This is a genomic window from Streptomyces sp. NPDC020845, from assembly GCF_044334165.1.
Classification (GTDB): domain Bacteria; phylum Actinomycetota; class Actinomycetes; order Streptomycetales; family Streptomycetaceae; genus Streptomyces.
Map to the genome: position 1 here is coordinate 1 of NZ_JBIRSJ010000032.1, position 14,184 is coordinate 14,184.

At 68.2% G+C, this 14,184-nt stretch carries 11 protein-coding genes and 2 pseudogenes; 2 read left to right on the forward strand and 11 right to left on the reverse strand.

What is annotated here, in order from left to right:
- A pseudogene (locus ACH4U7_RS49905) lies at positions 1-99 on the reverse strand (aspartate 1-decarboxylase); the annotation flags it as partial.
- 26 nt (positions 100-125) lie between these two features.
- A pseudogene (locus ACH4U7_RS49910) lies at positions 126-1,224 on the reverse strand (integrase core domain-containing protein).
- Between the two features lie 248 nt (positions 1,225-1,472).
- Between ACH4U7_RS49910 and ACH4U7_RS49915 the strand changes: the two are divergent.
- Entirely contained in the window at positions 1,473-1,793 is a 321-nt protein-coding gene (locus tag ACH4U7_RS49915) for a molybdopterin cofactor-binding domain-containing protein (protein WP_398534472.1), read from the forward strand.
- A gap of 74 nt (positions 1,794-1,867) precedes the next feature.
- Here the strand turns inward: ACH4U7_RS49915 and ACH4U7_RS49920 are convergent, their stop codons facing one another.
- The 8 genes from ACH4U7_RS49920 to ACH4U7_RS49955 all read right to left on the reverse strand — a co-directional run bounded on the left by ACH4U7_RS49920 (position 1,868) and on the right by ACH4U7_RS49955 (position 11,548).
- Positions 1,868-2,776, reverse strand: coding sequence for a sugar phosphate isomerase/epimerase family protein (locus ACH4U7_RS49920; protein WP_398534404.1), 909 nt, complete (start codon positions 2,774-2,776; stop codon positions 1,868-1,870).
- Positions 2,777-2,823: 47 nt separating this feature from the next.
- The gene (locus ACH4U7_RS49925; RefSeq protein WP_398534405.1) at positions 2,824-4,935 is read right to left on the reverse strand and encodes a dipeptide ABC transporter ATP-binding protein; all 2,112 of its coding nucleotides are present in this window, start codon (positions 4,933-4,935) and stop codon (positions 2,824-2,826) included.
- Complete coding sequence (locus ACH4U7_RS49930) at positions 4,932-5,813, reverse strand: ABC transporter permease (RefSeq protein WP_398534406.1); 882 nt, start codon at positions 5,811-5,813, stop codon at positions 4,932-4,934. The genes ACH4U7_RS49925 and ACH4U7_RS49930 overlap by 4 nt, the downstream gene beginning before the upstream one ends.
- Before the next feature lie 3 nt (positions 5,814-5,816).
- Positions 5,817-6,764, reverse strand: coding sequence for an ABC transporter permease (locus ACH4U7_RS49935; RefSeq protein WP_398534407.1), 948 nt, complete (start codon positions 6,762-6,764; stop codon positions 5,817-5,819).
- 33 nt (positions 6,765-6,797) lie between these two features.
- Positions 6,798-8,360, reverse strand: a complete 1,563-nt coding sequence (locus tag ACH4U7_RS49940; RefSeq protein WP_398534408.1) for an ABC transporter substrate-binding protein — start codon at positions 8,358-8,360, stop codon at positions 6,798-6,800.
- 289 nt (positions 8,361-8,649) lie between these two features.
- Entirely contained in the window at positions 8,650-9,588 is a 939-nt protein-coding gene (locus ACH4U7_RS49945; RefSeq protein WP_398534409.1) for an NADP-dependent oxidoreductase, read from the reverse strand.
- Positions 9,589-9,819: 231 nt separating this feature from the next.
- Positions 9,820-10,368, reverse strand: a complete 549-nt coding sequence (locus ACH4U7_RS49950) for a hypothetical protein (protein ID WP_398534410.1) — start codon at positions 10,366-10,368, stop codon at positions 9,820-9,822.
- A 76-nt stretch (positions 10,369-10,444) separates the two neighbouring features.
- Positions 10,445-11,548 carry a Gfo/Idh/MocA family protein gene (locus ACH4U7_RS49955; protein ID WP_398534411.1) on the reverse strand — a complete coding sequence of 368 codons (1,104 nt, stop codon included), beginning with the start codon at positions 11,546-11,548 and terminating at the stop codon, positions 10,445-10,447.
- A gap of 497 nt (positions 11,549-12,045) precedes the next feature.
- Here ACH4U7_RS49955 and ACH4U7_RS49960 point away from each other — a divergent pair, with 497 nt between their 5' ends.
- Positions 12,046-13,263, forward strand: a complete 1,218-nt coding sequence (locus ACH4U7_RS49960; protein ID WP_398534412.1) for an ROK family protein — start codon at positions 12,046-12,048, stop codon at positions 13,261-13,263.
- A 3-nt stretch (positions 13,264-13,266) separates the two neighbouring features.
- Here the strand turns inward: ACH4U7_RS49960 and ACH4U7_RS49965 are convergent, their stop codons facing one another.
- Positions 13,267-14,082, reverse strand: a complete 816-nt coding sequence (locus tag ACH4U7_RS49965) for an IclR family transcriptional regulator (protein WP_398534413.1) — start codon at positions 14,080-14,082, stop codon at positions 13,267-13,269.
- Between the last annotated feature and the right edge of the window lie 102 nt (positions 14,083-14,184).

Here is a 14,184-nt window from a genome sequence, read left to right on the forward strand (position 1 = left end):
CGAACCCCGGCGCCCCTCGATGACGTAGGTCTCAAGACGGGCTCCGTTGGTGATGTCCACGAGGTGAACTAGTTCACCGGGGAGCAGATCGGCCGTGTCCTTGCCGAGAACTTCATCCATGCAGGTCAGGCAGCATGGTGATATTCGTGGAGGAGGCTGCCGAGGCGGTGGCGTCGTCGTATGTCGAGGTAGGTCAACTTGTCCGGATCGGTGATGGGTGCGGGCAGCGGGTGCAGTGGCCGGGCGTTCGCGATGCCTTGGTGGGGCCGATGAGTGTTGTGGAACTGCTCGAACTCCCGGAGTGCGTGGAGGAGGTGGCGCTGGTTCCAGATCAAGGTCCGGTCCAGGAGTTCGTGTCTGCAGGTTTGCACCCACCGTTCCATGATCGAGTTCATTCGTGGCATCTGGATGCCGCTGAGGATGACCTCGATCCCCGCGTCTTTGAGGACGTCATCGAACAGTCCGGGGAACTTCCCATCCCTGTCCCTGATCATGAACCGGGCCCGGCAGCCTATGTCCTCGAGGTCCATGACCAGGTTTCTCGCCGCTTGCGCCACCCAGGAGGTGGTCGGGTGTGCGGTGGGCGCCCAGGATCCGGATGCGGCGGCTGCTGTGCTCGATCACCGTGAGTACGTACATCCGGGCGCCGGACAGGGTGACCGTCTCAAAGAAGTCACAGGCGAGGAGGGCGTCGGCTTGGGCGCGCAGGAAGCCGGCCCAGGTGCTGGAGCTCCTGCCGGGCGCTGGATCGACGCCGGCATCCTTGAGGATCTTCCAGACGGTCGAGGCGGCCACCTTCACTCCCAGCACGAGCAGCTCGCCGTGAAGCCGTCTGTAGCCCCAGTTCGGGTTCTCCCTGACCAGGCGTAGCACCAGAGTCCGGACGGAGCGCGCGGTACGAGGCCGACCGGGTTGCTTGGGCCGTGATGAGGCGGCATGCCGGCGCTTTGCGAGGTCGCGATGCCGGCGCAGTACCGTGTCAGGACGCACGAGCAGTCGCAGACGCCGCAGGGCGGGCAACGGCAGCCGGTGCGGCAGTGCCGCCAGGAACGCCCGGTCGCTCGGGCTGAACCGGGCCTTTCCCTTGCCGAGTTGGCGTTCCAGGACCGTGATCTGATGACGGAGAGCCAGGATCTCCGCATCCTTGTCCCGGTCGCTCATCGGCAGCAGACGCAGCAGGGCGAACGCATTCGTCACACCGAGGTAGGCCAGTCGCAGCAGCACGATCGATCATCATCACGTGTGGACCACCGGCTACGCGAGAGCATCTGCACGAGCGACCGTGGCCGATGACCGTGGAGCTCGGTGCACCCGCTCTGACCAGGGCGGATGACATTCTCGGCAACCACAGGACTCTGTTGCCCGATCCGCGGTGAGGCCCGATTCGATCAGCTTCACCTGCGCCTTCATCGTCGGCAGCCCACCAGTTTCGCAAGGTCGGCCGAATCGGGCGACAGAGTCCCACAGGGCGCATCCTCAATGAGAAGACCGCGACCAGCCAGATCGTCGGCGGCATCAGCCAGGCGATGTTCGAGGAGACGGTCGCCGACCAGGTCACCGGGCGCATCGCCAACGCGACCTGCGGGGACTACCTGATGCCGGTGAATGCCGACGTGCCCGACGTGGAGGTGCTGTTCGTGCGGTGGTCCCGACCGCGCGACCGCGTCGGGACGAAGGGGATCGGGGAGATCGACCTGGTCGGTCTGGCAGCGGCCATCGGCAACGCCGTCTTCCACGCCACCGGACGCCGCGTCCGCTCCCTTCCGATCACCATCGACCAGCTCATGCTCTGAGACCGGGTGAACGTGCGAGGCGCTCGGCTGGGAGACCCCAGCCGAGCGCCTGTCTCGCCTTGATCCTGGCCGGGTCAGCGGAACGTGGCGTGCATCCAGCGGGCCGATTCGACCGCGCTCTCGTAGCAATCGGCGATATCCGGCCGGTCGACCTCGACCATCAGCCAGCCGTCGAAGGTGCTGGGCAGGTTGTCGATGATTCCCTTGAGGTCCAGCTCGCCGCGGCCGGGCTCGACCCAGAGGCCGGACAGAACGGTCTGCTGGTATCCCCAACCCTGTTCGCGGCCCTGCGCCGCGACGCTGAGCCGGCAGTCCTTCACGTGCACGAATGGGATCCGCTCCGCGTAGTCCTCGACGAACTTGCCGACGTCCGAGCCTGCCCAGGCCAGGTGTCCGGTGTCCGGCAGGAAGCCCAGACGGGCGTCCGGAAGGGCGTCGAGCACCGCGCGGCCCTCCTCCTCGGTCTCGATCCAGGTGCCGACGTGCGGGTGCAGGTTGGGCCGTACGCCCTCGGCGACCATGGCGTCCGCGATCCTCCCGATCAACGTCGTCACCGCCTCGACGCGCGAGGGATCCGCGTCGTGTGCCTGCGCCGGGTGCAAGACGCGCGGCATGTCCTTGCCCATTGCGAGGCCGAGGCCGATTTCGGTCATCCCGAGTTCGGCGTGCTGACGTGCGAGGGCGCCGGCGCTTGCGACAACGTCGTTCTCGTTCCCGTCCCGACCGTCCGACCGGCACACGAAGTAGCCGGGCGCCGGCGCCAGGCCGACCTCGTCCAGGAGCGCCTGGTAGCGCTCGACGGTCCAGTCGGCGGGAACCTCGGCCATGACCGAGTCGAAGCCGGCCTGCTTGACCAGCGACAGCAGTTGCTCTCGTTCGGGTGCCTTGGACGGGTCGAGCCAGCCGTCGTCGCTGGCCATCCACTGGATGGGGTTGAGTGCGATACGCGGTACGCCGGTGGTGCCGGTCGAGGCATCGGACACGTGCATTCCTCTCAGGGATTTACAGGGATGTGGCTTCAGGCCGCTGTTCAGGATCGACCTGCGAGTTCGCCGGCGAAGTGGCAGGCGGCTCGCTGGCCCGCGGCGGTGAGGGTGAGGCGCGGGTCGCTCTCCGTGCAGATCGTCCGCTCCGGGTTCACCAGCGGGCCGATCGGGCACCGGGTGCGGAACCGGCAGCCGGAGGGAGGGGTCGCCGGGCTCGGCAGATCGCCCCGCAGGACGATGCGTTCCCGTGGAGGCGCCGAGACGCTCGGCACCGGCGACGACGACAGCAGCGCGGCGGTGTAAGGGTGCTGCGGGTTGCCGTAGACCTCGGCGACCTCGCCGTACTCGACGATCCTTCCGAGGTACATGACAGCGACCGTGTCGCTGAGGTGACGCACGACCGACAAGTCATGAGCGATGAACAGGTAGCCCAGTCCGAGTTCGTTCTGGAGCTTCTCCAGCAGGTTGATGATCTGTGCTTGGATCGACATGTCCAACGCGGAGACCGGCTCGTCGAGGATCAGCGTGCGCGGCTGGCGGGCCAGGGCCCGCGCGATGCCGATCCGCTGACGTTGCCCGCCCGAGAACGCGTGCGGGTAGCGGTCGAGGTGCTCCGGCCGTAGCCCCACCTGCGCTATCAGCGAGCGCGCCTCTTCCTCAAGGGCCCCGCCGCTGAAACCCCTGAACGCCAGCGCTTCGGAGAGCGACTGCCGGATGGTGCGCCGGGGGTTCAGTGACGCGTATGGATCCTGGAACAGGTACTGCACCGAGGACCGGACCTTTTTGATGTCCTCGTTGCGCATCGCGCTCACGTCGGTTCCGTCGACGAGAATCGACCCCTCGGTGACCGGGTTGATGCCGACGATGCTGCGGGACAGCGTCGACTTGCCGCAGCCGCTCTCGCCCACGAGTCCGAGGGTGCGGCCCGCGTGCACGGACAGGCTCACCGAGTCGACCGCGTAGACCGGGGGATCACGGTGGAACAGTCCGCTCCTCCGTGATCCGACATCGACCCTGAGGTCGCGGACCTCCAGCACGGGCGCGTCCGTAGGAGGGGCGCTCCGCGGCGCGGGCGCTGCGTGCTCGGCACGCGCCGCCGCGGGGGCGTCGCTCGCACGGACGTCGACGCCACGCTGGGCGACGAAGCAGGCCGCGGTCTGCCCCACGTCCCCGATCTCCAACAGCGCGGGCTGTGCCTGCGTGCACGCGTCCTCGGCGAACCGGCAGCGTGGCGCGAACGCGCAGCCGGCCGGGGGTGCCGCGGGGTCGGGCGGGGTGCCGGGAACCGTGGGCAGCGGCTGGCCGGCCAGGTCCTGGTCGAGGCGTGGCATGGCCTCGAGCAACGCCGCCGTGTAGGGGTGGCGCGGATGATTGAAGACCTGCTCGACGGTTCCCTTCTCGACCGTGCGCCCGCTGTACATCACGACAACGTCCGTACAGAGCTCGGCGACCACCCCCATGTCGTGCGTGATGATCGCGACGGCGATGCCGAGCTCGGTGCGCAGCTTGGCCAGCAGCCGCAGGATCTGGGCCTGGATCGTGACGTCGAGAGCCGTCGTCGGCTCGTCGGCGATGAGCAGCGCCGGATCGTTGGCCAGGGCGATCGCGATGACGACGCGCTGGCGCATTCCGCCGGAGAACTGGTGCGGGTACTGATCGATCTTCCTCTGGACATCGGGGATACCGACCTGTTCGAGGAGCTCGACCGCCCGCTTGCGCGCGGTCTTCTTGTCGACGCCGTGGACCGTCATGGCCTCGACGATCTGGTCGCCCACCTTCATGACGGGATTGAGCGCGGCCTGCGGGTCCTGGAAGACCATGGCCACCTTGCTGCCGCGTCGGCGCCGCATCTCCCGCTCGGGCAGCGCGAGGAGGTCCTCGTTGTCGAACCGCACCGAGCCGGCGACGACCTCACCCGGCGGGCGCACCATGCGCATGATCGAACGAGCGGTGACCGACTTGCCCGAGCCGGACTCGCCCACGATGCCGAGGACGTCGCCCGGGTAGATGTCGAAGCTGACGTCGTTGACGGCCTTGACGCCGCCGCTCTTCAACTTGAACTCGGTGCGCAGGCCCTCGACGCGCAGCAGGGGGACACGCTTGTTCGCCGCCGGTGCCGGCGATTCGGCCGTGGCCGAGTTGGTCGTCGAGTTCATCGGCGATTCACCGCCTCATTGAGTGCGTCCGACACCAGGCTGAAGCCCACCGAGAGAAGGAGGAGCAGCGCTGCGGGGCCGATGATGTACGTGGGGGACTGGGTGACAAATCGAAGGCCGTTGTTGAGCAGTACGCCGATCGACGGCGTCGGCGGCTGCACGCCGAGGCCGACGATGGACAGACCCGCCTCGATGTAGATGCCGATGACCATCCAGACGGAGCCGTTCACGACGATGGAGTCCATCGCGTTCGGCAGCACGTGCCGGACGAGCAACTGACGGCGCGAGACGCCGAGCACCCGGGCGGCGAGGACGTACTCCCTGCCCTGCTGGGAGAGCCAGGCGCTGCGGGCCAGGCGTCCCGCGGTGGGCAGGCCGCCGATCAGGATGGTCAGGAACAGCGCGAACCAGCCGGGGCCGAGGATGGCCACCAGGCAGACGCCGAGGATCAGCCCGGGGAAGCCGATGACCACATCGAGCAGCCGCTGCACCGCCGCGCCGAGCCACTCGGAGATCGCGCCGGCGAGGCCGAACAGTGCGCCGATCGCCATACTGAGCGGCACGGCGGTGAGGATGAGGCTCAGGTCGACGCGCAATCCGTAGATGCTGCGGACGAAGATGTCACGGCCGAATTCGTCCACACCGAAGATGTGCCCGCCCGACGGCCCGGCCAACGCGTTCGGTCCTTGCTGGTCGTAGCCGCCCGGGAAGAGGAGGGGAGCGAGCAGCGCAGCGAGCGCCATGACCGTGAGGATCGACAGCCCGATGATGCCCCGCGGGGTGCGGAAGGCGGACAGATACCGGGCCAGCGTCGGATTCAGCCGACGCCGCCGCGCCGCGGCCGCCGCGCCGGACGCTGACAGGGGAATGTCTGTCATGACCTAGTCTCCCAACCTGATGCGCGGGTCGAGCGCCGCAAGGATGATCTCGGTGACGATCTGGCAGATCACCGCGATGCACACCACACCGAGGATCAGCACTTGAAGGACGGTGAAGTCGCGCGTGCTCACGCTCGAGACGGCGAGCTGGCCGAGGCCGTTGCGGTTGAAGATCGCCTCGATGACCACGGCGCCGGCGAGCAGGGTGCCGATCTCCAGACCGATCGAGACGACCGCGGTGCCGAAGCTGTTGCGCAGCACATGGCGCAGGGTGATCCGCTTGGGCGAGGCCCCCTTGGCCAGGGCCAGATCGACGTAGTCCTCGTTCCGGACCTTGGCCATCTCCGTCTGGAGCAGGCGGGCCACGATCGCGGAAGGCGGAATCGCCAGCGCGACCGCAGGAAGGACCAGGTACTGGATTCCGATCGCGGGATCCTGCGCCACACTCACCTCACCGCTGACGGGCAGCCAGCGGTGGTACACGCCGAAGATGAGGATCAGCGCCAGTGCCGTGAGGAACGACGGTATGGCGATCATGAAGCTGTTGCCCAGGTCGAAGCTTGTCCGCGCCCATCGGCGCTTGGCCGAACCGGCGAGCACCCCGAGCGTGGTTCCGATGAGAACGACCAGCAGAGTGGCGAACAGGGCCAGCTCCAGAGTGCTCTCCAGCCGGTCGCCGATGAGGCTCGCGACGCTGCGGTGGAAGCGGTAGGACTGGCCCAGATCGCCGTGGAGCACCCCGGAGATCCAGTCCCAGTACTGCACGATGGGCGACCGGTTCAGGCCCAACTGCTCCCGGATGGCAGCGACGTTGGCGGCGGTCGGGTCCGTGCCGGCGAGGGTGACCGCGATGTCTCCCGGTGCGAGCCGCGGCAGGGCGAAGGCGATGATCGAGCTGGCGAACAGCACGAACGCTACTGAGGGCACCTTGCGCACCAAGAACCGGATCATTGTGTTGCTACCTCCTATGGCCTGGTCGTCGGGTCAGTCGGACAGCCATGCCTGGCCCAGGTCCAGGTAGCCCGCCTGAGTGGCCTTGATCCCGCCGACGGACTTCGACCGGACCGTCATGGTCGGGCGCGTGATCAGCGGAAGCGCGAATGCCTGGTCGGCGAAGTAGGCGTTGTAGTCGTGCAGCGCCTTCTTCTGCGCGCCGGCCTCGCCCGCGCGGGTGACCTCCTCGACGAGCTTCGTGTACTCCGCGCTCTTGAAATGCAGGAGGTTCTTGCCCGGGAGGAGCTCCGGCCGGCTGACGACCGCGCTCGCGGGCGACAGCGCGTTGCTGCTCATCATCAGCACGGCGGGCGTGCCCATGTTCGCCTTCGCGATCCGCTCGTCGTACTCGGTCGCGCTGAGCAGTACGGGCTTGGCGTTCAAGCCGACGGCGGCGAGATTGTTCTTGACGACCTGGAAGACGCCGGTGGCCTCAGGGGTGTTCAGCACGACGACCTCGAACGAGGCCTTCTTCACGCCGGCCTTGGCGAGGATGCTCTTGGCCTTGTCCGGCTGATAGGTGTACTGCTTCCCCTGGTTCTGGTCGTAGCCGGTCGTGGACGTCCGCCACGGCAGGTTCGTCGCCACCGCCTGACCGCCTTCGACCTGCTCCACGATGCGGTTGCGGTCGATCGCGTAATGGACCGCCTGGCGCACGGCCTTGTTGTTGAACGGCGGCTTCGTCGGGTCCAAGGCGAGCGGGATCGCTGATCCGCCCGACTTCACGAGGGCGTAGCCCTGCTGCTCGCTCAGGCTGCGCGCGTCCTGGGCGGCGACGCCGACGCCGTACTGGACGCGACCGCTGCGGATCGCCGACACGATGGCGGTCGGGTCATTGATGATGTTGATCTCGATCTTGTCGAGATGCGTGTCCTCGGCGTCGCGGTACTTCGCGTACTTGGTGAGTACGGCCTTGCCCCCGGGCGTCCACGACTTCCAGACGAAACGGCCGGTGCCGTCGACGACCTTGCCCGCCGCGTAGTCCGCGTAGGTCTTGGGGTTGAGGATCGGCATCGTCTCGAACACGTCGAAGATGTTCGGCGTCGGCTGGGAGAAGGTGAGCGTGAGCTCGTGGTCGCCCTTGGCCTTCATCGACTTGATCTTGGCGGCGATCGCCTGGTTCGCCGCGCCCGTCGCGGGGTCCTGCACCTTCTTCAGGGTGAAGATGACGTCGCTCGCCGTCAGCTTGCGGCCGCTGTGGAACGTCACATCGTCACGGAGTGTGATGTCGATGCTCTTGGCGTCGGGTGCGAGCTTGAACGACTTCGCGAGGACGCCCTGGGGCTGACCGGTCTTGGGGTCGATGGCGGTCAGTGTCTCCAGGACCGCGTACTCGGTCAGCTGGTTGCCGATGGAGGTCTTGAGGAACGAGCCGGGGTCGAGGTCGCTCGTCTGCGCGACGACGAGGGTGCCTCCGTCGCGCACCGGGCCGGCGGTCGTGGAGTTGCCGGAAGGCTGGTTGGCAGCGCTGCACGCGGCGGCCGTGAGCAGTGCCGTGCTTGCGGCGGCGCCTGCTATCAGCCGACGGTGCCAGGCTGGCTTCGTGAGTGCCATCGATGCTCCTTGCGGTATTCAGGGAAATCTTGCACGAATGGAAAGTGATTAAATGGGATATTAACTATATTTTTTTGATGTGGTACGTAGTGCAATTCTCGACTCGAAAAGGCGAAATCGTGTCGTATAGAGTTCTTAAGGGGGAAGTGGGGCACTTCCGTGGTCGGTGGCACCGCTCGCGGCACTGGACGAGCGATGTCGTCGAGTGGGCGTCTGCGCGGCTTCGTGGCCGTCGTACGACCACGATCACGCCCCAAGCGGTGGTCGTCCCGAAGGTGAACGCTGCAGGTCAGTGGCCCGAACTTGAGCGCATGTCCAGTACCACCTTGCCCCACGGATGACCGGACTCGACTTCGCGCAGGGCGGCCTCGGCCTCCTCGAAGCGGAAGACGCTGCGGACCTGAGGATCGAGCCGACCTTCCGCCACCCGCCGGGCCAGCTCGGTGAGCGTTTTGGTCGAGCTCGTGCGGGACAGCGGCCGGGCGCCGAACCGGGCCGCCGTCTCTGGGTCGGCGACCGTGAGCATCCGGCAGCCGGGGGAGATCACCGTCGAGACGCTGTGCAGCGCCTCGCCGCCCACGAGATCGAAGATCGCGTCGACTCCGTTCGGCAGAATCGTCTTCAGCTGTTCGTCGAAGGCACCGCTGTCGTAGTCGATCGCCGTGGCGCCGAGCGACTCGACGAACTCCCGCTTGGCCGCGGCGGCGGTGCCGATGACCCTGACTCCGGCGTCGCGAGCGATCTGCGCCGCCGCGCTGCCGACGCCACCACCGATTCCCAGGATCAGCAGGGTCTCGCCGGCCGCCAGACCGAGCTGGCCCACCCCGTCGTAGGCGGTTCCGACCGCCACCGGCAGCACTGCCGCGTCGGTGAAGGAGACTGCGGCAGGCTTCAGCGCGGTCTGGTCAGCGGTCAGGAGCGCGAACCGTGCGTAGCCGCCGCAGCCTCGGGCACTGGTGCCGAACACCGGGTCGCCCGCGGCGAACCCGTCCACTCCTTCGCCGAGTTGCTCGACCATGCCCGCAACCTCACGCCCGAGCACGGCCGGCATCTCGAGGTGGAGGAAGGCGCGGTGCATCCCGGCTCGAACCTTCCAGTCCACCGGATTGACGCCTGCCGCATACACCTCGACAAGAAGCTCGTCCGGCCCGGGAACGGGCTTGGGCAGGTCGAGAAATTGCTGTGTCTCCGGTCCGCCATATCTGGTGAATCCATACGCATTGGGCACTGTGAGCCTCCTGACGGGGGACGTTCTTAAAGACCGGGATCAACGGCTGAGCTACCGCGCCGCATGGCTCCGCCGGTGTCCACGGTGGCGGCATCACTGGGCTCCAGGACCTCGCAAGGGTCGGAATGGCCCCTGTCGGCGCGATTCTTCGCATCTCGCACTCTCGATGTCTGCGGCTGCTCATGTGCTGACCGCCCCGGCCGGACGATGTTCCGTGGTGCTGCTGGACGGTCAGTACGCCTGCTGGGCCCACTCGCCGCAGAGCCGGACGCCTTCCTCGGGCGTGGCCTGGGCGCCGCGGTCGACCTCGATCACCAGCCAGCCGTCGAAGGTGTCGGGCAGCGCGGCCACGGTGGCCGGGATGTCGACCGAGGTGTGCCCGGGCTCGGCCCACAGACCGGCCGGCACGGTCTGCCGGTAGGTCCAGCTCTCGGCACGGCCGCGCTCGGTAATGTCGGCGTGGAACAGGCCCAGCTCGGCCATCTGGCTGCTGATGCGGTCGGTCTTGTCGAGCAGCTCGGCGAGGCTCGTCTCGTCCTCGGACAGGGGGCTCCAGATATAGCCCGGGGCGGGCGCGGGGCCGTGGTCTTCGAGCAGCCGACCGTGGTCGGCGGCCGTCATGTCGGCGGGCACCTCCGCGTGCACGGAGCCGATGCCCGCCTCGCGGATGACCTTGAGGCGCTCGGGCAGGGCCGGTGCCAGAGCGGGGTCGATCCAGCCGTCGTCGGTGGCGATCCACTGCAGGGGGTTGATCGCGATCTTGTCCTGGCTGATGGTCATGCGCGTCCCTTTTCGGGGCTTCGGGGCTTCGGGGCTTCGGGGCTTCGGGGCTTCGGGCGGTGGGGATGTGTGTGCGTCAGGAGCTGTAAAGCGGCTGGGGACGCTCGCACGAACTGGTCAGTGCCACGGGTCGGCGCTGCTGGGCGGAGCTCTCCACCGAGCAGAGCGCTTCGAGTACGTGGAAGGCGAAGGCGGCGTTGGCGCGGTGCGGGCCACCCTCGAGGGCGTTCGCGAGGTCGCGGACGCCGAGCCCGCGGCGGGCCTGCTCACGGGTGCCGACGGCGCCGAAAAGTTCGAGGGCCGGTTCCATGACTGTCCAGTCGCCGTCACCGTGCCGTCGAACCCGCACGTCACCGTCGAAGTGGTTCGGGTTGGCCAGTGAAAGGCTACCTTCGCTGCCGTAGATCTCGATGAACGGCAGCTCGCTGTCCCACACGTCGAAACTCATCTGGGCCGTGGCGATGACGCCGGAGGCGAAGGTGAGCACGGCCGCGGTGTGGGTGTCCACCGTGACCGCGATGGTGTCGACGGTCCGCTCGGGTGCGGTGACCGTGCGTTCGGGGATGCCGATGCGGCCGGCTGCCGAGATGGTGGAGACGGGGCCGAGGCAGTTGACGAGGATGGCCATGTAGTACGGACCCATGTCCATCACGGGGCCGCCACCCTCCTGGAACAGGAAGGTCGGGTTCGGGTGCCAGGTCTCGGCCTTACTGTGCCCGATGAAGGCGGAGGCGCCGATCGGTGTGCCGATCAGACCGGAGTCGATCGCCTTGCGGGCCGTTTGGGCGGCGCTGCCGAGGAACGTGTCCGGTGCCGATCCGAGGACACGTCCGGCGCGGGAAGCCGCCGCGAGGACCGCCTCACCGTCCGTGACCGTCGTGGCCAGCGGCTTCTCGACGTAGACGTGCTTGCCCGCCTCCAGAGCCGTGATGATCGTGCGGGCGTGGTGGACCGGCGGCGTCAGGTTGATGACGATGTCCACCGAGTCGTCGGCGTACAGCTCCGCGTCGTCGCCCCAGGCCGGGATGGCGTGGTCGGCGGCCGCCTGCTTCGCCCGGGCCAGGTCGACGTCGCCTACACGCACTATCTCCAGCTCCGGGTAGCGGGCGAGACCGGTGACATACCGGCCGAAGATGTTGCCGCTGCCCAGGATGCCGATGCGATGCGTCTGTTTGGCCATGGCTGTGGTTCCTCCCAGGAGTAATGCGCGGGGATGATCAGGTATGCGAGTGATCGACAGCCGCGTGTTGGCGCGTCGGCTTCCCACTGGTTGGCGAGTATTCAAGGGCCCGGCCGGGGAGTGGGCGAGACGGACGGTCCGCTCAGCAGAACGGCGGCCGACTTGTTTTCTGCCGCGTTCCATGGGTGCCGGGTGGAGTCACGACGGGAATAAGGGCAGGCCAAAGCGGCGGGCGCGGGTGATGTGCAGGTGCGGCCGGAGCGCAGCGGCGGCAGGTCGCGTCTCGTTGAGCGGTCCACCGCCATTGACTTCAGGAACGGGGGTTGCGATCGGACGGCCCTCTTCTGACGGATGAGTGAGGCGTGCTCGCGCTTCCCCTAACCCTCCTTTAGTTCGGTTAGCCCGAACAAGAGGGAGTTGTTAATTTTTCACACGAACTAAAGTCAAACAAAAGAGAAACTGGTCCCCGGTGATCCACGGCGGCTAGGCTCCGGAAGATGCGTGAAGGTGACGGTCATTCCGTCGACTCGGCCCCGCTGCCCGCGGTTTCCGTCGGACTGCGTAGAGTGCTGGACCTCGTGGTGGCCGGTGAGGCGACGAACCGGGCCGAGATCGCGAGGCGCAGTGGTCAGGCCCGGTCCACCGTCGGCCAACAGGTCGACCAGCTCGTCGGCCACGACATCCTGCAGGAGCTGGAGGCCGGCGAATCGGTGCGCGGGCGGCCCCCGCGTCAGCTGATCCTCAGCCCTCGCGCGGGAACCGTCGCAGTCGCCGATGTCGACACCCTTCAGACTCGGATCGCGGTCGCCGACCTCGGCGGGCGTCTCGTCGCGCGGGACACGGTTTTTACGCGGCTCGACGCGGGGCCGGAGGCGGTGCTGGAGACGGTGAGCGACCAATTGCTCGCCCTGCTGACACGGGCGGGGCACGACCCCCGCCGGGTCCGTCAGGTGGTGATGGCGCTGCCCGCCCCGGTGGATCAGCGGCGAGGCTGCCCGGTCCGGCCCAACGGCATGCCCGGCTGGGACGGCTTCCCGGTCGCGGAGCGGCTCCGCGGCCGCTTCCGTGCTCCCGCCCGGGTCGACAACGACGCGAACCTCATGGCCCTCGGCGAGGCCCGCCATGCCGAGGCGGACGGCCCGCTGCTCTGCATCAAGATCGCCGCCGGAATCGGGGCGGGACTCGTCACCGGGAGCGGCCGGATCTACCGCGGCGCGGACGGGGCTGCCGGGGACGTCGGCCACATTCAATCCCGCGGCGGCAACGATGTCCTGTGCTCCTGCGGGAACGTCGGCTGTGTGGGCGCACTCGCCTCCCACCGCGCCGTGCTGCGGACGCTGGGCATCCCCGAAGCGACCGAGGCCGATCCGCAGTACGGAGTCCACGAGCTCAGGGAGCGCGTCGCCAACAACGACCCGCCCGCCGTCCGGGCCCTGCGACAGGCGGCAGCCGAGATCGGGGAACTCGCCGCCATGCTCGTCTATATGTTCAACCCCCGCACCCTCGTCCTCGGCGGCCCGCTCAGCGAACTGCGCGACGAGCTGCTCTCCGGGGTGCGCGCCGTGGTGTACCAGCGGGCCCTGCCGCTGGCCACCCGCAAGCTCACCATCACGACAGCTCAGCTCGGTGCCGCCTCGGCCCTGCACGGCGCCGTTGCCCTCGCCACCCGAGACGTCTTCAGTGAACGGGGGATAGCCCGACTGCTCGTCGACTGAGCGCTACAGCCCGGTGCGGTACGCCTTGACGGCCGAAAGCTGGGCGGTGACGGCCTCCGAGGCGCTCCGCAGCGCCGCGAGCGTGCGCGGGGCGTTGCCGTGCGCCGTGGCGGCGACGACCGACAGGGCCCCGAGGTAGGCGGCGTCCCGCGGTCCGCGCACGGGCACGGCCACGGCGAAGTAGCCGAGCCGGTGTTCCTCGACCTCGGTGGCGTAGCCCTGTTCCCGGATGCGGACGAGTTCCCGGGGCAGCCGGTCGGCGGTGAGGGTGTGGGCGGTCGTCCGGCGCATGCGGGGCGCCAGCCGCGCCAGCGGGTACTGGTCGGGCAGCAGGGCCAGGGTCAGCTTGCCCGGGGCCGTGCTGTGCAGTTGCAGGAGCCGCCCGCCGACCGGGGCGCCTGCCCGGTTGCGATGCCGGCCCACGTTGTCGATGCACAGCAGGTCGGAGCCGTTGGGCACAGACAGGGTCACGGGGCTGTCGAGGGTCTGCGCGAGGTTTTCCAGGACCGGCCGCGCGGCCTGGCGCAGGGTGCGCGGCCGGGGAGCGCGCAGGCCGATTGCGTACAGCTGGAGGCCGAGCCGGTAGTCCGAGCCGTCCCGCTCCAGCAGCTCGCAGCCCACGAGGTCCTGGCACAGCCGGTGGACCGTGGTCTTGGCCACCCCCGTGCGCGCCGTCAGCTCCGTGAGGCTGAGAGCGAGGTCGCCGTCGCCGAAGGCCGACAGGATGAGCCCGACCTTGCCGAGTACGGACCTGGGGGACCGTCCGTCCGGCCGGGCCTCTTCACCACCCTGACCACGAGGTACCGCCGCAGTCGTCACGACATGCCCTCCTCGCCCCGGCCTGCCTTGATTGAGGCCATCATTAGTTCTGAGGATGGACAATATAGGGGGTGTATTTGCCTGATAGGAATGCCAGGATGG

Bases quoted from the DNA above. Each gene is read 5' to 3' on its own strand.
- ACH4U7_RS49925 (WP_398534405.1), bottom strand. From the start codon at position 4,935: ATGAACTCGACGACCAACTCGGCCACGGCCGAATCGCCGGCACCGGCG.
- ACH4U7_RS49930 (WP_398534406.1), bottom strand. From the start codon at position 5,813: ATGACAGACATTCCCCTGTCAGCGTCCGGCGCGGCGGCCGCGGCGCGG.
- ACH4U7_RS49935 (WP_398534407.1), bottom strand. From the start codon at position 6,764: ATGATCCGGTTCTTGGTGCGCAAGGTGCCCTCAGTAGCGTTCGTGCTG.
- ACH4U7_RS49940 (WP_398534408.1), bottom strand. From the start codon at position 8,360: ATGGCACTCACGAAGCCAGCCTGGCACCGTCGGCTGATAGCAGGCGCC.
- ACH4U7_RS49950 (WP_398534410.1), bottom strand. From the start codon at position 10,368: ATGACCATCAGCCAGGACAAGATCGCGATCAACCCCCTGCAGTGGATC.
- ACH4U7_RS49955 (WP_398534411.1), bottom strand. From the start codon at position 11,548: ATGGCCAAACAGACGCATCGCATCGGCATCCTGGGCAGCGGCAACATC.
- ACH4U7_RS49960 (WP_398534412.1), top strand. From the start codon at position 12,046: ATGCGTGAAGGTGACGGTCATTCCGTCGACTCGGCCCCGCTGCCCGCG.